At 67.8% G+C, this 19,757-nt stretch carries 14 protein-coding genes; 3 read left to right on the top strand and 11 right to left on the bottom strand.

Features of this window, described 5'->3' with window-relative positions; all coding sequences use genetic code 11:
- Window positions 1-11: 11 nt before the first annotated feature.
- The 10 genes from rpoB to ACAG24_RS08780 form a co-directional block, all read right to left on the bottom strand.
- Entirely contained in the window at window positions 12-3,512 is a 3,501-nt protein-coding gene (rpoB, locus tag ACAG24_RS08735; RefSeq protein WP_370472221.1) for a DNA-directed RNA polymerase subunit beta, read from the bottom strand.
- Between the two features lie 271 nt (window positions 3,513-3,783).
- Complete coding sequence (locus tag ACAG24_RS08740; RefSeq protein WP_370472220.1) at window positions 3,784-5,532, bottom strand: hypothetical protein; 1,749 nt, start codon at window positions 5,530-5,532, stop codon at window positions 3,784-3,786.
- A gap of 86 nt (window positions 5,533-5,618) precedes the next feature.
- Window positions 5,619-7,277, bottom strand: a complete 1,659-nt coding sequence (locus tag ACAG24_RS08745) for an alpha/beta hydrolase (protein ID WP_370472219.1) — start codon at window positions 7,275-7,277, stop codon at window positions 5,619-5,621.
- A gap of 380 nt (window positions 7,278-7,657) precedes the next feature.
- Window positions 7,658-8,731 (bottom strand): ABC transporter ATP-binding protein, encoded by a 1,074-nt coding sequence (locus ACAG24_RS08750; RefSeq protein WP_370472218.1) that lies wholly within the window; start codon window positions 8,729-8,731, stop codon window positions 7,658-7,660.
- A gap of 215 nt (window positions 8,732-8,946) precedes the next feature.
- On the bottom strand, window positions 8,947-9,339 hold the full coding sequence (gene rplL, locus ACAG24_RS08755; protein ID WP_024444677.1) for a 50S ribosomal protein L7/L12: 393 nt from the start codon (window positions 9,337-9,339) through the stop codon (window positions 8,947-8,949).
- Between the two features lie 37 nt (window positions 9,340-9,376).
- Window positions 9,377-9,907, bottom strand: coding sequence for a 50S ribosomal protein L10 (gene rplJ / locus ACAG24_RS08760; protein ID WP_370472217.1), 531 nt, complete (start codon window positions 9,905-9,907; stop codon window positions 9,377-9,379).
- A 324-nt stretch (window positions 9,908-10,231) separates the two neighbouring features.
- A complete protein-coding gene (locus tag ACAG24_RS08765; RefSeq protein WP_370472216.1) occupies window positions 10,232-11,137 on the bottom strand; it encodes an ROK family protein in 906 nt (301 codons plus the stop codon).
- Window positions 11,137-11,736 (bottom strand): DUF7158 domain-containing protein, encoded by a 600-nt coding sequence (locus tag ACAG24_RS08770; RefSeq protein ID WP_370472215.1) that lies wholly within the window; start codon window positions 11,734-11,736, stop codon window positions 11,137-11,139. Before ACAG24_RS08770 ends, ACAG24_RS08765 begins: the two co-directional genes overlap by 1 nt.
- Window positions 11,733-15,842: a glycoside hydrolase family 38 N-terminal domain-containing protein gene (locus tag ACAG24_RS08775; RefSeq protein ID WP_370472214.1), complete on the bottom strand. Its 4,110-nt coding sequence runs from the start codon at window positions 15,840-15,842 to the stop codon at window positions 11,733-11,735. The genes ACAG24_RS08770 and ACAG24_RS08775 overlap by 4 nt, the downstream gene beginning before the upstream one ends.
- Before the next feature lies 1 nt (window position 15,843).
- The gene (locus ACAG24_RS08780; protein WP_370472213.1) at window positions 15,844-16,812 is read right to left on the bottom strand and encodes a helix-turn-helix transcriptional regulator; all 969 of its coding nucleotides are present in this window, start codon (window positions 16,810-16,812) and stop codon (window positions 15,844-15,846) included.
- Between the two features lie 63 nt (window positions 16,813-16,875).
- On the opposite strand from ACAG24_RS08780, the gene ACAG24_RS08785 reads away from it, so the two are divergent.
- Entirely contained in the window at window positions 16,876-17,412 is a 537-nt protein-coding gene (locus ACAG24_RS08785) for a DinB family protein (protein WP_370472212.1), read from the top strand.
- Between the two features lie 4 nt (window positions 17,413-17,416).
- Window positions 17,417-18,016 carry a DinB family protein gene (locus tag ACAG24_RS08790; RefSeq protein WP_370472211.1) on the top strand — a complete coding sequence of 200 codons (600 nt, stop codon included), beginning with the start codon at window positions 17,417-17,419 and terminating at the stop codon, window positions 18,014-18,016.
- A gap of 1 nt (window position 18,017) precedes the next feature.
- On the opposite strand, the gene ACAG24_RS08795 is transcribed toward ACAG24_RS08790, so the two are convergent.
- Window positions 18,018-18,626 (bottom strand): TetR/AcrR family transcriptional regulator, encoded by a 609-nt coding sequence (locus ACAG24_RS08795; RefSeq protein ID WP_370472210.1) that lies wholly within the window; start codon window positions 18,624-18,626, stop codon window positions 18,018-18,020.
- A 90-nt stretch (window positions 18,627-18,716) separates the two neighbouring features.
- Between ACAG24_RS08795 and ACAG24_RS08800 the strand changes: the two genes are divergently transcribed.
- The gene (locus ACAG24_RS08800; RefSeq protein WP_370472209.1) at window positions 18,717-19,715 is read left to right on the top strand and encodes an oxygenase MpaB family protein; all 999 of its coding nucleotides are present in this window, start codon (window positions 18,717-18,719) and stop codon (window positions 19,713-19,715) included.
- Window positions 19,716-19,757 lie beyond the last annotated feature (42 nt).

Below are 19,757 nucleotides of genomic sequence, written 5' to 3' on the forward strand. Positions count from 1 at the left end.
AGATTTAGTGACTAGGCCAGATCTTCGACTGATGCGGATTCGTTGCGCGACAGGTTGATGCCGAGGTTGGCAGCGGCGCGCTCCAGGTCCTCGTCGTCTCCGTCACGCATTTCGATCGCCGCGCCGTCCGAAGACAGCACCTCAACATTCAGGCAGAGCGACTGCAGCTCCTTGAGAAGCACCTTGAACGACTCCGGGATGCCCGGCTCGGGGATGTTCTCGCCCTTGACGATGGCCTCGTAGACCTTCACGCGGCCGACGGTGTCGTCGGACTTGATCGTCAGCAGCTCCTGCAGCGTGTAGGCCGCGCCGTAGGCCTGCATGGCCCAGCACTCCATCTCGCCGAAACGCTGACCACCGAACTGCGCCTTACCACCCAGCGGCTGCTGCGTGATCATCGAGTACGGACCCGTCGAACGCGCGTGGATCTTGTCGTCGACGAGGTGGTGCAGCTTCAGGATGTACATGTAGCCGACCGTCACCGGGTACGGGAACGGCTCGCCACTGCGTCCGTCGAACAGCACCGCCTTGCCGTCGGCGTTGACCATCGTCTCGCCGTCGCGGTTCGGCAGCGTCGCACCGAGCAGACCCTGCAGTTCGCCTTCCTGCGCACCGTCGAACACCGGGGTCGCGACGATGCTGTCGGGCGGAGCCGAGAGCATCTGCTCGGGCAGGTTCGCCGCCCATTCCGGCGTCGCTGCCACATCGATGTTCCAGCCGGCCTTGGCGACCCAGCCGAGGTGGGTCTCCAAGATCTGACCGATGTTCATACGACGCGGCACACCGTGGGTGTTCAGGATGATGTCCACCGGGGTGCCGTCCGGAAGGAACGGCATGTCCTCGACGGGCAGGATCTTGCCGATGACGCCCTTGTTGCCGTGGCGTCCGGCGAGCTTGTCGCCGTCGGAGATCTTGCGCTTCTGGGCCACGTAGACGCGGACCAGCTCGTTGACGCCGGCGGGCAGCTCGTCGTCGTCCTCGCGCGAGAACACGCGGATGCCGATGACCTTGCCGGACTCACCGTGGGGCACCTTCAGCGACGTGTCGCGGACCTCGCGGGCCTTCTCACCGAAGATGGCGCGCAGCAGGCGCTCCTCGGGGGTCAGCTCCGTCTCACCCTTCGGGGTGACCTTGCCGACCAGGATGTCGCCGTCGCGGACCTCGGCGCCGATGCGGATGATGCCGCGCTCGTCGAGGTCGGCCAGCACCTCATCGGAGACGTTCGGGATGTCCCGGGTGATCTCCTCGGCGCCCAGCTTGGTGTCGCGGGCATCGATCTCGTGCTCTTCGATGTGGATCGAGGTGAGCACGTCCTCTTCGACCAGACGGTTCGAGAGGATGATCGCGTCCTCGTAGTTGTGGCCCTCCCACGGCATGATCGCCACGAGCAGGTTCTTGCCCAGTGCCATCTCACCGTTCTCGGTGCACGGCCCGTCGGCCAGAACCTGACCCACCTCGACGCGCTGCCCGGCGTCCACGATCGGGCGCTGGTTGGCGCACGTGCCGTGGTTGGAGCGGGCGAACTTGCGCATCCGGTAGGTGTGCCGGGTGCCGTCGTCGGCCATCACGGTGATGTAGTCGGCGGAGACCTCCTCGACCACACCGGCCTTGTCGGTGACGACCACGTCGCCGGCGTCGATCGCGGCGCGCAGCTCCATACCGGTGCCGACCAGCGGGGCCTCGCTGCGCACCAGCGGAACCGCCTGGCGCTGCATGTTGGCACCCATCAGGGCACGGTTGGCGTCATCGTGTTCGAGGAACGGGATCATCGCCGTCGCGACCGACACCATCTGGCGCGGCGAGACGTCCATGTAGTCGACCTCGGTCGCCGAGACGAACTCGACCTCGCCGCCCTTACGACGGACCAGGACGCGCTCCTCGGCGAAGCGGCCTTCACCGTCGAGTGGCGAGTTGGCCTGCGCCACGACGTGGCGGTCCTCCTCGTCGGCGGTCAGGTAGTCGATCTGGTCGCTGACCTTGCCGTCGATGACCTTGCGGTACGGGGTCTCGATGAAGCCGAACGGGTTGACCCGCGCGTACACCGACAGCGAACCGATCAGACCGATGTTCGGACCCTCGGGGGTCTCGATCGGGCACATGCGGCCGTAGTGCGACGAGTGGACGTCGCGGACCTCGAGGCCGGCGCGCTCACGGGACAGACCGCCGGGGCCCAACGCCGACAGGCGGCGCTTGTGGGTGAGCCCGGAGAGCGGGTTGTTCTGGTCCATGAACTGCGACAGCTGGCTCGTGCCGAAGAACTCCTTGATCGCCGCCACGACGGGACGGATGTTGATCAGGGTCTGCGGCGTGATCGCCTCGACGTCCTGGGTGGTCATGCGCTCACGCACGACGCGCTCCATACGCGAGAGGCCGACGCGGATCTGGTTCTGGATCAGCTCGCCCACGGTGCGCAGACGACGGTTGCCGAAGTGGTCGATGTCGTCGACCTCGACGGGCACCTCGGAGCCACCGGGCGCGGTCATCGTCTGGTCACCCTGATGCAGACGGACCAGGTACTCGATGGTCGCGACGACGTCCTCTTCGGTCAGCGTCGAGCTGGTGATCGGCTCACCGACGTTCAGCCCGAGCTTCTTGTTGACCTTGTAGCGGCCGACGCGGGCCAGGTCGTAGCGCTTCTCCTTGAAGAACAGGTTCTCCAGCAGGGTCTGCGCGGACTCCTTGGTCGGCGGCTCGCCCGGACGCAGCTTGCGGTAGATGTCCAACAGGGCCTCGTCGGTGCCTGCGGTGTTGTCCTTCTCCAGCGTGCTCATCATGATCTCGGAGAAGCCGAAGCGCTCCACGATCTGCTCGTTGGTCCAGCCGAGCGCCTTGAGCAGCACGGTGACGGGCTGACGACGCTTGCGGTCGATGCGGACGCCGACCGTGTCGCGCTTGTCGACATCGAACTCCAGCCATGCGCCACGGCCGGGGATCACCTTGACGCTGTGCAGTGTCTTCTCGGTGGACTTGTCGATGCTCTCGTCGAAGTACACACCGGGCGAACGGACGAGCTGCGACACGACGACGCGCTCGGTGCCGTTGATGATGAAGGTGCCCTTCTCGGTCATCATCGGGAAGTCGCCCATGAAGACCGTCTGGCTCTTGATCTCACCGGTGTTGTTGTTGATGAACTCGGCCGTGACGAACAGCGGAGCCGCGTACGTCATGTCCTTGTCTTTGCACTCGTCGACCGGCGCCTTGACCTCGTCGAAGCGCGGGTCCGAGAAGCTCAGCGACATCGAGCCGGAGAAGTCCTCGATCGGGGAGAGCTCTTCGAGAACCTCTTGCAGACCGCCCTTGGGGTCTACGTCGCCGCGGTCGACAGCACGCTGGAACCAATCCTCGGCGCCGATCAGCCATTCGAATGACTCGGTCTGCACGTCGAGAAGCCCCGGAACCTCAAGAGGCTCACGGAGCTTTGCAAAAGAAATTCGGTTTGGTGCTCCGGGAACGGAGTTATTAGTGGTTGACTCGATCTGGCGGGACCCTGCCAAGATGCATCCTTCCAGCACCTCACGCGGCTGTTGGAGTGCCGGGGGAGCCGGTTCCGCTGCCGCTTATCTGCGTCGGTTCGGCCGGCTCCACCAGACCTCCCGGACGCACGGCACGCGTCTAGATCGCTGAGCAGAGCTCAGGCTGAGAACGACGTCGAGTGCGAATGAGGGTGGGCAGGATGCAGCCAGCGCAACGTCCAACGATAGCGCAGGACGGCCTATTCCTCAACCCTCGAGGCAGCACCGTGTGCTACGGAACTTGGGCGCTGGCTGGCGCACTGATCCTTAGTCATCCGTGTACACATTGCTGGCCAATAGATTGGCCCGCTTTCGTCCTTCCGTCAAGAGATAACGCGGTGTTTGGCACAACCATTTCGGCGACGAGTTCGTCGGGGTCGGCGGCGCATGTGGCGAAGTCGATGCCGAAAAGGATCCTCGCGCCGAACGTGAAGAGCCAGTCGATCAGCGTCGGCGTCTGCGTCCAGCCCGGCAAGACGTCCGCGGTGGCGGTGCCGCTGCTCGTCTCGATCGCGATGGTCTCGTCGGGCGCGCCGTAGAAGCCGGAGTCCCTGGTACCCGCGAACATGTCGTTCAACCACCCGGCGCTGATCATCTCGGCGGCTTTCACATTGGCCGGCTTCGGCCATCCGGTCACGAGGTTCATCGCGACCTGGACGAACAGGTTTCCGCCGGTCATCGCGTCGCCGTGGGAGCTGTTCGTGAGCATCACCCCGTTGAACTCGCCGGGCCGCCAGGTCTCCATCGCGGTGTTGGTGATCCCGGACATGTTCCAGTAGTAGGCCCTCGCCGCGAGGTTGTAGATCGGGAAGTCGTGCGGCAGCTTGGCCAGCGCCTCGGGTGTGACGTCACCGAAGCCCACACCGTCGAGCATCACGACCCCGGCGAGCTTGTCGAGCGTGCCGTTGCGCGCCATGTACCCGGCGGCGCCCGCGGACAGCCCGCCACCCGCGGAGTGCCCGATCAGCGCGACCTTGTCGACGCCGCTCAGCAGGGTGGCTCCGTAACCGGCCGCCAGCGCGCTCTCGGCGAGTGCGGTGTTGCCGTCGGCGAAGAGGTCGGCGACGGCCTTGTGCATCGGCGAGCCGCCGACCCAGCAGCCGTCGCAGGACAGGAAGTTCGACGTCAGCGAGGTCGCGACGACGATGCTGTGGGTCGCCTCGGCGAGGCGGGCCGCGGTGTAGCTGTAGAAAGGTCCGGCGGCCATGAAACCGTGCTGGAAGTAGATCAGCCGGGTGGGTGTCACGCCCTCGGGGACGTACCAGTCGGCGGGAACCTCGTAGCCGTCGCCGCAGTCGATCAGAAGTTTCGAACTCTTCACCGTGACGGTGCTGTTCGGGGGCAGGATCGGCGGGCCGCCGAGGACCCGGATCGCGACCGAATAGATGTTGAAGATGACGGTGCCGACGAGGCTGAGCAACGTCTGCCGCGGCGGGGTGGCAGCCGCTTCCGAGGCTGTGTCGAGCGCGCGCAGGGCGGCGACGGGTTTGACCGTCGTCGACGTTCCGGTCGCCTCCCCCGGCGCAGCCGTTCGAGGCTCGGGCTCCTGCGCGACGAGTTCGACCGTCTCTGCGGTGGCGACTTCCTCCGGCGCCTCGACGGGAGCCTCGGTGATGACGTCGTCGACGACGGCGGGCACGTCTGCGGGCAGTTCTGCGGACGGCTCCTCGGCCACCGGGGCTGCGGCGTCGCCGTCTGCACCCTCGGTGTCGGCGCTGCCGTCCACGTCTTCGTCGACGTCGGGGGCCGATTCGTCCGACGGGTCGGCCTGGTCGGTGTCTTCGGACGGGTCGGTGTCCTCGGCCGTGTCGCGGCCATCGCCCTTGGTGGCGTGATCGTGCAGACCCGCCTCGATGTCACTCGATTCCGAGGGCTCCGAGGATTCCGCGGTCGTCGTGGCGCTGCCGCTTTGGGTCGCGTCCGGCGACGCGACGGCCACCCCGGCCCCCGCCAGCATCGCCGCCGACACTCCGGCGGTGATCACGCCCGCCCCAACGAGAGCGGATAGCCGATCGACCATGCCACAGCCCCTCTGTTCGAAACCTGGCAAACAGTACCGCGGGGATCAGGGGCGGGAAGCGGATTGCCCGAATCGGCCGACGGCGTTCAGGCGTGCCACAACCCGGCCGGCACCGACGAGCATGCCGACCCCGGCCGGTCGGCCACGCAAACATCCGTCGCGGCGCTTCCCACTGTCGGCGCCACGGTGACCGACACCCTTCGGGCACCGATGAGCATCCCCGCCGCGACGGTCGCCGCCGAACCCGAGGAACCGTAGAGCCGGGGGGTGTGGGTGCCGTTCAGCATGTCGCCGATCCATCCCGACGCCAGGATCTGATTGATCGCGATGTTGAACGGCGACGAGAAGCCGGTGGCGACGTACGCGGCGATCTGCACCAGCAAGCTGCTGCTCTGCATGGAGTCGGAGTGACGTCCGCCGGCGATGACGATGCCGGTGAAGGCGTCGGGACGCGCCTGTTCGAGCCTTCGGGTGGCATCGCCGAAGTTGTTCCAGGTGTCCGGTTCGGCCGCCAGGTTGTAGACGGGGATGGACCGGGGGACCTTCGCCAGATCCGTACTGAGGCTCGCGAAGCCGGCGCCGTCGAGCATCACCACGCCGGCCAGGTCGGCCTCAAGACCCCGTTCGACCAGGTAGCGCGCGGTCCCGACGACCAGCCCGCCGCCCGCCGAATGCCCGGCGAGCACGATCTTGGTCGGCAGGGCTTCGGTGTACCCGGCGATCCGTGCGCTGGCGGTCAGCGCGGCCCGATCCCCGATGAACAGGTCGGCGATGGCTTTGTGGGTGTGCGACAGCATCAGCGGCAGGTTCTCGACGTCGAAAATGTTCCACGTGAGCGTGGGGGCGACGACGATGCTGTGCGTCTTCTCCGCCAGATAGGCGGCGGTGGCGCCATAGAAGGCCGATGTCGCGAGCATGCCGTGCTGCAGATAGATGAGGCCTTTGGGTTCGGCATTGCCCGGCGGGAAGTACCAGTCGACAGGGACGACGACCTCGTCCCCTGAGCCGTGGCCGATCGTCAGCGATGAGCTCTCCACGCGCACCCGGCTGCCGAACGGCGCGCGAGCGGGGCCGGCGAGGAACTGCATCGCCCCGGTGTAGAAGTTGTAGAACGCGGTGCCGATGTCGTTGAGCGTGTCGAGCAGGTTCAGCAGTCCGGTGACTATTCCCGGGGACTGCACCGCCATCGTCTGCATCACCGCGGCGCCCTCGCTAGAGGAGAGGTCGGTTTCGATGCTTCTGACGAATGGGGACGTGAGCCCGGCGTAGTGGTCGTCGCTCTCGGCGGGCTGTGTCGGCTCCTCGGGCTGCTGGACCGGCTCCTCGTCGGCGGCCTTAACGTCCTCGACGTCCACGTCCTCGCCGATTTCGACGTTCTCGACGTCCTCGGAATCTTCTGTGTCCTCGACGTCCTCGGAATCTTCTGCGTCCTCGCCGCCCTCGGAATCTTCTGCGTCCTCGGCCTTCTCGGCGTCCTCCACGTCCTCGTCGGCCGGGTCCGACTCCTCAGGCTCTTCGTCGGTCTCCTCGACGTCCGTCTCGGCGGCCTCGGACTCGTCCGCGTCAACCTGGGTGTCGACGGCGCCGGAACTGCCGTCGTCGTCGGATCCTCCGGTCGCTTGACTGCCTGTGCTCGATGTCGTGCCGTCCTCGGCCGCGGCCACACCCGCGCCCGTCAGCATCGCTGCTGACATTCCCCCCGCCAGTACGCCTGCCCCCAACCAGACCCGATAGCGGTCGACCATGTCTCTCCTGGTGTAGTGATCGCGAGGATCCACCGAGCAGAGGACTGCTGACTGGGCTTTTCCGCACGGACGCGCGATCCTGGCAAACTGTATAGCCAGTCAGACCAACATTCAAGATGTAGCAGGCAGAAATTGACGTCAACGACGGGTATCTCGGAAACCAACTGTTCGGGCGCGGCTCAGCAACCTCGGGATGGAACACGTTCCAACTTTGCCGGACCGGGCGGCAGCCAGTCTGTCAACGATCGTTCCACTACAGCAACGGCAGTCGCACCTTACCCACTGATCGCAGGAACGGCGCGGGTGCGCTGGCGCAGGGCAGAGACGACAAACACCGCCCGGCAGCGCCAGGCGGTGTCAGCGTCGAGAAAGCGAGGAGGTCAGCGCTCCCCGGAGACCGGAATGCGTCCGGTCGGCGCGTCGTCCTCGTGGTGGCGCGTTCCGGCGTGGCCCGGCTCGTGGCTCGAGTACTTGTGGGTGCCTTCGAGGTCGTCGCGGATGGCTTCCTGCGCGGCAGGCGGCAGGGTGTGCATGATCTCGCGCACGCGCGCCTGGCGGCGGGCGACGGCCTTACGCTCCGGCATACCCGGCGTCGCGGAGACCTGCGGCGGCACACCTTCGATCTCCTCGACACCACCGTCGTGGTGGCCGGCATCGATCAGGGCCTGCTCCTCGGCCATGGTCGACTCGTCCTTTTCCTCGGACATGCCGATCGGGCCGATACGCCGGCCGTTGAGGAACTGCTTCACCACCGGCTCGTCGCTGGTGAGCAGAACCTCGCGGGGACCGAACATCACCAAGTGCTTGCGGAACAACATGCCCATGTTGTCGGGCACCGTACGCGCGATGTTGATGTTGTGCGTGACGATGAGGATCGTGCAGTCGATCTGAGCGTTGATGTCGATCAACAGCTGCGACAGGTAGGCCGTACGCACCGGATCGAGACCCGAGTCGGGCTCGTCACAAAGGATGATCTGGGGGTCGAGGACCAGCGAGCGCGCGAGGCCGGCGCGCTTGCGCATACCACCGGAGATCTCACCGGGGAACTTGTTCTCGTCGCCGCCCAGACCGACCAGGTCGAGCTTCTCCATCACGATCTGACGGATCTCGGATTCCTTCTTCTTCGTGTGCTCACGAAGCGGGAACGCGGTGTTGTCGTACAGGCTCATCGAGCCGAACAGCGCGCCGTCCTGGAACATCACGCCGAACAGCGTGCGGATCTCGTAGAGCTCCTTGGCGGAGCACTCGATGATGTTGGTGCCGTCGACGATGATCTTGCCGCGCTCGGGACGCAGCAGACCGATCAGGGACTTCAGGAAGACGGACTTACCGGTACCCGACGGGCCCAGCAGAACGCTGACTTCACCAGCGGGAAGGTCGAAGGTGACGTCTTCCCAGATTCGCTGTGAGCCGAAGGACTTGGTCAGTCCCTCAACCTGAATTCCGATGCCCACGCGAATTCCTCTCGCCAGTGCCAAACTTGCACGCCACAGGCTCCCCGCCTGTGGCTTGAGTCACTGTAACCTACCCGCCCTCACCGCCACACACGGTCTGCGAACACTCGCTCGCAGACTAGCGGAAACGACTGTGGGGCCGGCCTGTTTGCCAGGCCAGCCCCACAGCTGACGTCGAACGTCACACCGGCGTCAATATGCCGACGTGATTCTTCTTACTTGACGGACACCGAAGCGCCGGCGGCCTCGAGCTTGGCCTTGGCGTCGTCGGCGGCTTCCTTGTTGACCTTCTCCAGCAGCGGCTTGGGGGCGCTGTCGACGAGGTCCTTGGCTTCCTTGAGGCCCAGACCGGAGACGATCTCGCGAACGACCTTGATGACGCCGATCTTCTTGTCGCCGGCGGCTTCGAGGATGACGTCGAACTCGCTCTGCTCTTCGGCGGCCTCGGCGGGGGCACCACCGGCGGCGGGGCCGGCAGCGGCAACCGCGACCGGAGCGGCGGCGGTGACGTCGAAGGTCTCCTCGAACTGCTTCACGAACTCGGAGAGCTCCAGCAGGGTCATTTCCTTGAACGCGTCGAGCAGTTCATCGGTGGACAGCTTGGCCATGGTGATTCCTTATCTCTATGTATGGGTTTGGTTGGTCTCAGGCGGCCGACTCGTCGGCGCCCTTCTTTTCTTGCAGAGCTGCGGCCAGGCGGGCGATCTGGGACGCGGGCGCCACGAACAGCGCCGCGGCCTGGGACTGCTTCGCCTTCATCGCGCCGGCCAGCTTCGACAGCAGCACCTCGCGCGATTCGAGGTCGGCGATCTTCTCGACCTCGGCGACGGACAGCGCTTTGCCGTCCATGTAGCCGCCCTTGACGATCAGCGCCTTGTTGTCCTTGGCGAACTTCTTGATCGCCTTGGCGGCGTCGACCGGCTCACCCTCGATGAACGCGATGGCGGTCGGGCCTGCGAAGAGCTCGTCGAGCCCCTCGATTCCCGCTTCCGCCGCGGCACGCTTCACCAGGGTGTTCTTGGCGACGGTGTAGGTCGCGGACGAACCCAGCGACCTGCGCAGCTCGGCAAGGTGGGACACCGTCAGGCCGCGGTACTCGGTGACGACGGTGGCCGTCGACTCCTTGAACTTCTCGGCGATGTCGGCGACCGCGGTGGCCTTGTCAGCCTTGGCCATGCTTGCCTCCTCGTGATGGTTGGACGTCCACCAACCGACGGACACGAGGGGCCGGAAATGACGAACGCCCCGACGCAACAGGTCGGGGCGCACTTTTTCTGCAAGTGCAGCGCGTCGATGACGCGCCAGCCTCGTCCTCCTGCGTGGGCCGCCGGGAAATCCCGGACCTTCAACCGATTGCTCGGTGACCGACGGTCTTCGGTGGAACCCGGCAAGGATAGCGTGCCGCGCCCCGATCAGCCAAAACGCCCTCCCTTGCACCGCGAGCGCGCGCGTCTGCACGCCGACGCGCCGCGTTCTCCGGCTTTTCGCCGCGCTCGCCGCTCACGACCGCGCCAACACCGCCGCCCCGACCAAACCCGCATCGCCACCGAGTTCGGCAGGCAGCACACGCACGTCCCGGATGAAGTCCAGACCCGCGTAGACCGAAAGCGCATCGCGGAGCGGATCGAACAGCAGCGCGCCAGACTTCGCGACGCCGCCTCCCACGACGACGAGATCGAGGTCGCACACCGCGGCCACCGACGCGATCATCCGCGCGACCGCGTCAGCGCCTCGGCGGAAAGCCCGCACCGCGAGCTCGTCACCGCGCCCCGCGGCCTCGGCGAGCTCTTTGGCATCGGCCTCCGGCGGCGCGGACCAGCCGTGTGCGCGCGCCCACTGCGCCAGATGCGGCCCCGACGCGACGGTCTCGACGCATCCCCGCCCGCCACAGGTGCACAGCGCACCGCCTGGTTCGACGACGACGTGACCGACGTGGCCCGCATTGCCGGTACGGCCGTGGAATGGCGACCCGTCAAGCACCAGCCCTCCCCCGATGCCCGTCGACACGACCATCCCGAGCATGAAGCGGGCACCGCGGCCCGCGCCCCGCCATTGCTCCCCCAACGCCATGCACAGACCGTCGCCGCCGAGGCGCGCCGGCAATCCTGTTGCCGCGGAGACCCGGTCGACGATCGGGAAGTGCATCCACTCGGTGATGTTGATCGGGCTGACGGTGCCGCCCGGGACGTCGATGGGGCCTGCCGAGGCGACGCCGACGGCGCCCACGGGCCGGTCTGCGGCGGCCAGGGTTTCGGTCAGCAGTCCGGCCACCGCGTCCCAGACGGTCTCGGCATCACCGTCGGGCGTGGGTCGTTGCACGCGGTGCACCAGGGTTCCGTCGGCGTCGACCAGCCCGGCGGCGATCTTGGTGCCGCCGACGTCGAGCGCCAGAGTCAACTCGCTCATCAGTGCCTGTGGGTGTTGTCGGGCTGGCGCGGGTCGCCGGGATGCTCGAATCCGTTGGCCAGCGTGACGAGTTCGGCGCAGCGGGCGTCCAGCCACCGGCGGTACTGCCGCCGCCGGGCGGCCGCCAGAAGGTGGGCGGCGATGTCCGATCGGGCCAGCTCGAACTCGGCGCGTGGTGCGGCCCGCCGCCAACCGCCCCGCACCCCGTCGGCCCTCGCGAACCTCCCAGGGTTGCGGGCGTGATAATCGGCCACCTCGCGATCGGTGATCGCGACGTCCGCCGTGACCGCCGCGAACACCGCCCGGCCGTGCGGGTCGGCCAGCGTGGCGGCGGCGACGCTGCCGATCTCCATGCGCGCGACGGCATCCGGGAGCAGCTCCGCCTCCGTCGGGACCGGGCCGTCGCCCGCCTCGGTCGCAGCTGTCACCCGATCGGCCACCAGAACCTGTGTGAGCCAACGGCGTAACTGCCTGGCCTCGCTGGTGCCCGGCCGGGGCAGAGCATGCTCTCGCCCCCCGGACCTGATCTCGCGCTCCCGGGCATCGACATCCGCGACGGTGACCACCTCGGACCCGACGTACGCCGCGACGGCGCTCACCTCACCACCACGCTGACCGCAGGCGAATACACAAGCTCGCCCGAGCACGCCACCCTGATCAGCGCCCACCACTGCCCCGGCTCGAGCCACATCGGCGGGGTCACGTCGAACGCCAGCTCCACCGTTCCCCTCGCGGGAACGATATCGCCGATGATATTGGGGTTCAACCACTCCCATGTTCCCCACGGCGAGATCAGGTGGGCTTCGACGGTGAGGTCGGCGTACGCGTCGGTCCCCACCTCGATGCTGAGCCGGGCGGTCTCCCCCGCGGTGACCTCGATCGCAGCCGGCTCCCGCACGAGTTTGAGCAGTCGGTCATCGTGGCTCCCCACTGAGACGACCGCAACGTCCTCGACCGTCTGGTGCCAGGCGGCCGGTATCGCACCACCGGTGGCAGCCAGTTCGGCGCGCACCGGGTACAGCCCGGGCTGCGTGGTCGCGGGGACGGCAACGTCGACCGTCGATTCCAGGTACTCGCCCGGAGGAAGGACGAAGGGCAGTTCGGCGACGCTGAGCTCCCAGCCTGCCGGCGCAACGACCCGCACCCTGCCGTGCAGTGCGGTGTCGGTGGCGTCGCTGGTGGCAGTGAGCCGCAGTGCGATCACCTCGTCGCCCACGCTCTCCAGCCGATGCGGATGCAGGTGCGCGACGGCGGGCAGGCCGCCCAGCGGGGCGGGGCCGCGGTTGTGCAGCCAGTACCTCGCATAGAGGGGCTGCACGGGTTCGGCCTCGGCCCCGAGCGCGACGTGTTCGGCGTTGAGCACCCGGGGTAGGTTGAGTTCTGTTCGGAGCGTGGCGATTTCGTAGCCAGCGAGGCGAATGTCCGGTGGGCCCGCGTCGAGTGGGTTCTCGATGAGATCGAGCCGCCGCGGCGCGGAGAGGTGCCGCAGACCAGACTGAACGGAGACGTCTGCGGCACGGCCCAGCGTCTCCACGACGCGGACGGTCACGCCCCCGGCTGGGCCGTCGTGCAGTGCGCTGCCCCGCGCGGTGGGATTGCCGAATGCTTTGAGTGCGCCCACCCGCACGGCGCGTTCCGGTTGCACTTCGAGCAGCGAGCCCCACTGCGGCAGTCCGCCGCCTGCGTTGTCGTGGTCGGCCACGGCGGCGATCAGCGGCTGATTGAATTCGGCACTGCGCGAGGGGATCTGGTTGTCGCGCCAGTCGCCCGCGCCAGAGACGACGGCGTAGTCGAAGGTGTGGGTCCAGTGCTGCAGCTGAAAATTGGACCCGTCGGGGTGGGTGCGCCGTGGCGGATCGATCCACGTGCCCGACGGCCAGCCGGTGCACGACCGCATCAGCGAGGCGTGGAGCGTGCCGTCGGCTTCGACGGCGAACCCGGGCACGCCTCGGTTGATCATCGCGACCGTGTGCGATTCGAACGGCTCGACAATGTCCTGGTCGACGTCGATCTCCGCGTCGGCCAGGTCGTCGATCAGCGCGGCCACCGCGTCGAAGCCGACCACAAGCACGGGAAGGGCCGCCGGGTCGCGAAGGTCGGCGCCGGGAAGCCACACCTCCCGCAGCGGCCGCGCCGCCGGGATCCACGTCCGTTCCGACGGGCCAACGTCTCCGTGCACCGTTGCGGTGAAGGAGTTTTGACCGACACTGATGCGCATGTCCGGCAGGTTGGAGTCGACGGACAGGTCGCCGTAGCGTGGTGCCGCAGCCGCGGTGCAGGTGGCCGTGACACCAATTCGGGCGAGTGCGGTGACGAGGTCGCGAACCTCCGGTTCGGCCCCGCTGGGCGAGATGACCTCGGCGACCGAGACGGCTCGCGCGGCGCCCGCGCGGAAGCGCACCCGCAGCGCCGACGACAGACCGAACCAGCCGTACGCGGGGTTGTCCAGCGTGTACGGAAAGGTAGCTGTGTCAACAGAATTCGTTGTGCCGGGTTCGTGCAGCAGTGCGAAGCCGCGTCCGATCACCGCGTCGCCGACCTCACTGACGGGCATCGCGCCGGTCACCGGACACGGCCACCGCAGGCGCATCAGCCGGTCGGCTCCGGTGAAGTCGTCGATGGTGGTGCGGCAGTCAACGCGGTCGACATCGCGCCACAGCGTCACCGTCTGCGTGTAGCGCAGGAGGCCGAGGATCTCACCGGTGACGACGAGCCGTTCTCCGAGCGCGCAGCGATAGGCGCGCACCGATGTCGCGGGGCTCTCGGCGGACGTGACCACGGGCCCCTTGGGCAGCAGGTGCCACGGCCCCTCGCCCGCGGTGGGGTGCGCCGGATGCTCGTCGTAGACGGCGAGTTCGTTGCCGACCCTGCCGTCGGCGATCAGTTCGCGGCCTCCCACCGACAGCGAGCTCACCGCGCCGCCGCGCGCCGGATCGACCCGCAGGCGGTAGTGCTCGTTGCCGATCTCGTGACCGCCCAACGGTTCCCAGGTCGACGCCGAACCGTCGGGCATCAGCCGGTAGGACTGCCATCCCATCGACGGCACGCTTCTCGCCAGCCAGGTCAGCGACCGCCCGCCGTGCTCGGTCAGCACGGCGACGTCCTGCCCTTCATGGTCGACCACCCGCCCGGCGAACGGCTCGTCCAGCCGGATGGTCACCACGTCGGTGCGGTTGTGCGACAACGGGTTCCACACCACCACCGAGGCGTCCACCGCACCGGAGAGCAGCTGCAGCGCGCGATCGCGGGCGTCGCGGCCCAGCTGCCAGGCATCCCGCCACCCGGTGAGCAGATCGAGGTAGACCTGATCGGATTCCGATCCGGTGATCGCGTCGTGGTGCGCGCCGTAGGCCAGCTGCACCCACGACTTGGCCAGCGCGGCCTCCGGATACGTGGCACCGGTCAGCAGGCCCGCGAACACCGCGAACTGTTCGGCCTCCAGCGTCACGTTCTCCGCCGCGCGGTTGGCCTGCTTGGTATCGATGTAGGAGACGTCCTTGCCGGTGTAGATCGGGTTCATGTCCCGGGTCTGCGGCGACGGCAGACCACCGCGTACCTCGAGCTCGGCGCGTACCGCCGCGAAGAACTCGCGCGGCAGCGCGCAGACGAAGCGCGGCCATGTGTAGCGGGCATTCCAGTCGCGGTGGATGTCGGTGACCCACTTGTTCGGTGGCGTGTAGTCGGTGCCGACGGGCAGCAGCACGTTGCGGGTCAGCGCGACCTTCTTCATCTGGGTGAACAGCTCATAGGTGGCGTCCTGCGCCTCCTGCAGCGACGCCGCCGAGTCCATCCACCAGCCCGCCGCGTAGTGCGCGGGCATGTAGTGGGTGAGAAGGCCGCGCCCCGACGGCGCCATCCATTCGAATTCGCTGGCGAACTGCATCCGCTCGGGGTCGCCGGCCTGTCCGTTTTCAGCGGCCATCGGCCCCCATTGGTGGAACGGACCCCGCGCCCACGAGCTCGACGTCAGGCCCGCGTCGGCCGCCATCCCCGGGAACTGTGGGTCGTGCCCGAAGACGTCGAGCTGCCATGCGGTGGTGGGATCGGCGCCCATGACGTCACGCTGAAAGCCGATGCCGTGCACGAAGTTCCGGATCGCCGTCTCCGGGCTCGTCAGGTTGGTGTTGGGCTCGTTGTATGTGCCGCCCATGATCTCGACGCGGCCCTCGGCGATCAGTCTGCGCAGGTCGGCGCGCTCCCACGGATGGGTGTCCCAGAACGGTTTGAGGTAGTCCACCTCCGCCAGCACGAACTTGTATTCGGGTTCCCGTCTTGCCATTTCGAGGTGTGCGCGGACGAGTTCGAACCCGTTGGTCTGGCGGCAGCGGCCCTGGGGCTCCTCGGTCCACAGACTGGTGTAGGCGGCCTGGGTGTTCCACCACACGGGGTCGTAGTGGAAGTGGCTGATCATGAACATCGTCCAGCCGGGTTCGGCGACCACGAAGGCGAACTCGGCGGAGCGGTCCCCCGCGACAGCGACCGCCGCGCGCGTCTCCCCCGGGACGGGATCGTCGACGCGGACCGCGACCTCGACCGTGCCGTGGCCGGCGGCGGCAATGGGCTCGCCGACGGTTTTGAGTCCCGGCCCGTCGACGCGTAGCGGCGTCGCAGCAATGCAGCCGCGGTAGGCCACCCGAACCACCTGCGACAGCGCGTCCGGCGGCCCGGTGAACAGCTCCGTCGACCCGGCGGCGGTGATGTCCACGTCAGCACCCTACGGCGTCACCCGACGCGGCACGGGCGATTCGGCCTGCCACCGTGCGTACGGCGTCGACGACCTCCGGCGGCTCGAGCACCTCGAAGTCGCATCCCGGCATGGCGAGCCACGGCACCATGCGCTCGGGGTCGTCGGCGCCGGTGGTGACGATGCAGGCGTCGGGGCCGTCGGGTTCGATCTGGACCGATGCGACCGGGAACGTCTGCGCGACAACGTCGGACGGCGCGAAGTAACGGACCCGCGCCACGTAGGGGTACGGCGAGGACGAGATCGCCCTGCGTACGTACGACGCCGCGTCGGGCGCCTCGCGCGGCGTGAACGTCGTGCCGACCGCCCGCACCTCGGACATCCGATCCAGCCGCAGGCTGCGCCAGTCGTCGCGGTCGCGGTCGAAACACATCAGGTACCACCGCCTGCCCGTCGTCACGAGCTGGTAGGGCTCCAGTCGGCGCCGCGTGACGTTGCCGCGGATGTCGGTGTAGCCGGCGCTCACGTGCTCACGGTCGCGGCTGGCCCTCGCCAGCGTCATGAGCACGTCGGGTTCGACCGGGGTGTCTGTCGCACCGCTCAGCGTCACCGTCGCGTCGTGGACGGCCGTCACCTGCGATCGCAGTCGCGCGGGCATGACCTGGTCGAGCTTGCTCAGTGCGCGCAGCGCAGACTCCCCGACGCCCGCCACGCTGCCGCCCGCGGCGACCCGAAGACAGACCGCCATCGCGACCGCCTCGTCCGGATCGAGCAGCAGCGGCGGCAGCGCCGCGCCCGCCCCGAGTTGGTAGCCACCGCCGTGGCCGGTGCTCGCGTGCACCGGATAGCCGAGTTCCCGCAGCCGGTCTACGTCGCGGCGGACACTTCGGGTGGTGACTCCGAGACGGTCGGCGAGTTCATCGCCGCTCCACACCCGGCGCGCCTGCAGCAGACCGAGCAGTTGCAGCACCCGACCAGTGGTTTCGGACATGGTCACCAGTCTGCGGCACTTTTAGGACCGAAACTGTCCTAAAGAGGTGCAAGAGTGATGTTCATGAGCAACCATCTGGCTTCTCACCTGGCAGAACAGCTCGACTGGCATTGGACGAAACAGCTCCGGCCGAGGTTGGAGGGTCTCAGCGACGACGAGTACTTCTGGGAGCCCGTGCCCGGCTGCTGGACCGTGCACCGCGACGGCAGCATCGACTTCTCCTACCCAGCGCCGCAACCGGAACCCGTGACCACCATCGCCTGGCGCCTCGCCCACCTCATCGTCGGCGTCCTCGCGATGCGGACGCACTCGCATTTCGGCGGACCCGCCGCGGACTACCAGTCGTGGCGGTACGCGACGACTGCCGACGAGGCGCTCACACAGCTCGACGACGCCTACACCGGCTGGATGACCGGCGTCCGTGGCCTCGACGATGACGAACTGGCGAAACCGTGTGGACCGGCGGAAGGCCCGTACGCCGAGGAGACAATGAGCACGCTGGTTTTGCACATCAACCGCGAGATGATCCATCACGGAGCTGAAATCGCTTTGCTCCGCGACCTTTACGTTCACACCACCCACCCCGCGAAAGGAATCTGATCCCATGGCCGCACTGCCCCCACCCATCGCCGACGAGCGCGCCGGACTGAAGGAGTACGTGAAGGCACAGCAGTATGCGTTCCACGCGATCGCGTTCGGGCTCACCGACGAGCAGGCCCGCTCCGCGCCATCGGTGAGCGCGCTGTCGATCGGCGGGCTCATCAAGCACGTGACGCACTGCCAGCGCGGCTGGATGGAGCGCGTCGCCGCGGCACCCGAGCTGTGCGCGACGGACACGCGGCCGATGGAAGACCAGGCGGCCGACTACGAGGACCAGTTCGTGATGCGCGAAGACGAGACGCTCGCCGACGTGCTGGCCGCGTTCGACCGCCAGAATGCCGAGACGCTGCGCCTGGTGGAGACGGCCGATCTCGGCGCGGCGGTGCCCATTCCGCAGGACGTGCCGTGGTTCCCCAAGGACGTGCCCGCGTGGTCGGTGCGCTGGGTGTTCTTCCACATGATCGAGGAGCTCGCCAGGCACGCCGGCCAGGGCGACATCATCCGCGAAACCATCGACGGCGCAACCCTTTACGAGCTGCTCGCCGGCCTGGAGGGGTGGCCCGAGACGGAGTGGCTGAAGCCGTTCAAGCCGGCCACCGCCTGACCTACCGCAGGACCAGCCGCAGCGCGTGGTCGACGACGGCGTCGAGGTCGGTGCCGAGGCTGCCGGCCAACCACTGCTGGGCCAGTTCGGCCATGGCCCCGGTGTACATCGCGGCGCCCACGACGGCGGCGACGGGATCGGAGCCCGGCTGGAGCCGCCATCCTTCGGTGAGGACGGCTTCCCTGAGCAGGTCCTGGGTGGCGGCGCGACGCGCGATGAGCATCGGGTTGGAGCGGGCGTCGGTGAACAGCACGCGGCCGCGGCGGGGATCGACGGAGCTGAAGTGCAGCACCGCCGCCATCCCCGCGCGGGTGCGTGCACGCAGCGAGTCGTCCGCGCGAGTCATCGCTTCCTCGACCGTGTCTGCCAGTTCGGCGCTGACCCGGTCGTACACGGCGCCGAGCAGCTGATCGGTGTCGGCGAAGCTCTCGTAGAAGTAGCGGGTGTTCAGCCCGCACTCCCGCGACACCGAACGCACCGACAGCGCGGCCTCGCCGCCGTCACCGAACAGGCGGTAGGCAGCGTCGATCAGCAGTACGCGGCGTTCAGCACGCCGGTCGGTCAGCGGGACGCCCGCCCACCTCGTCGGACTCGACGCCGCACTGGACATCGCTACAGCGTAGGCAATGTGCTCTCACTTCTGGCCACATCCGTAGCCAAAGGTTATTCTGGCGACAGCCGTGACCAGTTTGGAGGCGCCATGTTCCTGCCGCATCAGATCGTCGCTAACGAGTTGAACAAGCAGTTCGACGCCCGCGTCCGCAAGTACTTCTTCCGGGGCATGGATTTCGCGGGCCCGGCGGGTGACCCGGGCTGGTTCGGCCCCGGCAGCGCCGTCTGGCACGTCCACTCCCATACCCATGCGCTGATCTTCGGGCTCCAGTGCGCGGCATTCATCGAGCGACTCGACCCGTCCATCTACTGGATGGGCGTGCACCACTCCCGGCTCGTCAAGCCCGAGACCAAGAACGACCCGATGCCCGAGCTCGATCCCGAGGGTCTCGGGGCGCGGCTGGGCCACTCGGTCGCGTTCTTCATCGGCACCGCCTACGGCTCGACACCCACCGCCGAGCGGCTCGCGCTGGCCGTGAGGTCGATGCATCACACCATCAAGGGCACCCGGCCCGACGGCGCCCGCTATGACGCCGACGACCCCGACTGGCTGCGCTGGAACTACGCCACCGTGGTGTGGGGGATCGCCACCGCACACGAGCTGTACCATCCGAACCCGTTGCGGGGCAAGAAGATCGATCGCTACTACGGCGAGTTCGTCCGCGTCGGGCACGCGCTGGGCGGCACCGACCTTCCCTCCACCAAGGCCGAGACGCTGGACTGCCTGAAGTCGTATCTGCCCAAGCTGGCCGTCACCTACGGCACGGCCATGGCCACCGGCCCGGGCCTACCCCTGCAGTTGGCCGCGGTGAACTGGGCGGTCCGCGACACGATGCCGTCCTGGGCCAAGGGAATGATCGCGCACCGGGATCCGAACATCGTCGAGCGGACCGCGCGCAGGGCCATGGTGTGGTCGGTGATCAACGGGATCAGCACTGCGTCGGGCCCGCTACCGGAGTACGAGCAGGCCAGGGCCCGTGTCGCCGGCGGCATCGACCCCGACCTGGCGCCTCACACGGTGCCGACGTATCAACCAGGAACCGACCCGGCGCGGACCCGCGAGGAGCTGGAGAACGCCTTCGCGTGACGGCCGCGCTTCTGTGTGACCTGGTCCACAGCTTTTTCGCGC

Origin of the sequence: Mycobacterium bulgaricum (assembly GCF_041287165.2) — a bacterium.
Classification (GTDB): Bacteria; Actinomycetota; Actinomycetes; order Mycobacteriales; family Mycobacteriaceae; genus Mycobacterium; species Mycobacterium bulgaricum.

Coding starts and splice junctions, on each gene's coding strand:
- ACAG24_RS08765 (WP_370472216.1), bottom strand. CDS start 11,137: ATGAGCGAGTTGACTCTGGCGCTCGACGTCGGCGGCACCAAGATCGCC.
- rplL (WP_024444677.1), bottom strand. CDS start 9,339: ATGGCCAAGCTGTCCACCGATGAACTGCTCGACGCGTTCAAGGAAATG.
- ACAG24_RS08795 (WP_370472210.1), bottom strand. CDS start 18,626: ATGTCCAGTGCGGCGTCGAGTCCGACGAGGTGGGCGGGCGTCCCGCTG.
- ACAG24_RS08800 (WP_370472209.1), top strand. CDS start 18,717: ATGTTCCTGCCGCATCAGATCGTCGCTAACGAGTTGAACAAGCAGTTC.
- ACAG24_RS08785 (WP_370472212.1), top strand. CDS start 16,876: ATGAGCAACCATCTGGCTTCTCACCTGGCAGAACAGCTCGACTGGCAT.
- ACAG24_RS08790 (WP_370472211.1), top strand. CDS start 17,417: ATGGCCGCACTGCCCCCACCCATCGCCGACGAGCGCGCCGGACTGAAG.
- ACAG24_RS08745 (WP_370472219.1), bottom strand. CDS start 7,277: ATGGTCGACCGCTATCGGGTCTGGTTGGGGGCAGGCGTACTGGCGGGG.
- ACAG24_RS08740 (WP_370472220.1), bottom strand. CDS start 5,532: ATGGTCGATCGGCTATCCGCTCTCGTTGGGGCGGGCGTGATCACCGCC.
- rplJ (WP_370472217.1), bottom strand. CDS start 9,907: ATGGCCAAGGCTGACAAGGCCACCGCGGTCGCCGACATCGCCGAGAAG.
- ACAG24_RS08780 (WP_370472213.1), bottom strand. CDS start 16,812: ATGTCCGAAACCACTGGTCGGGTGCTGCAACTGCTCGGTCTGCTGCAG.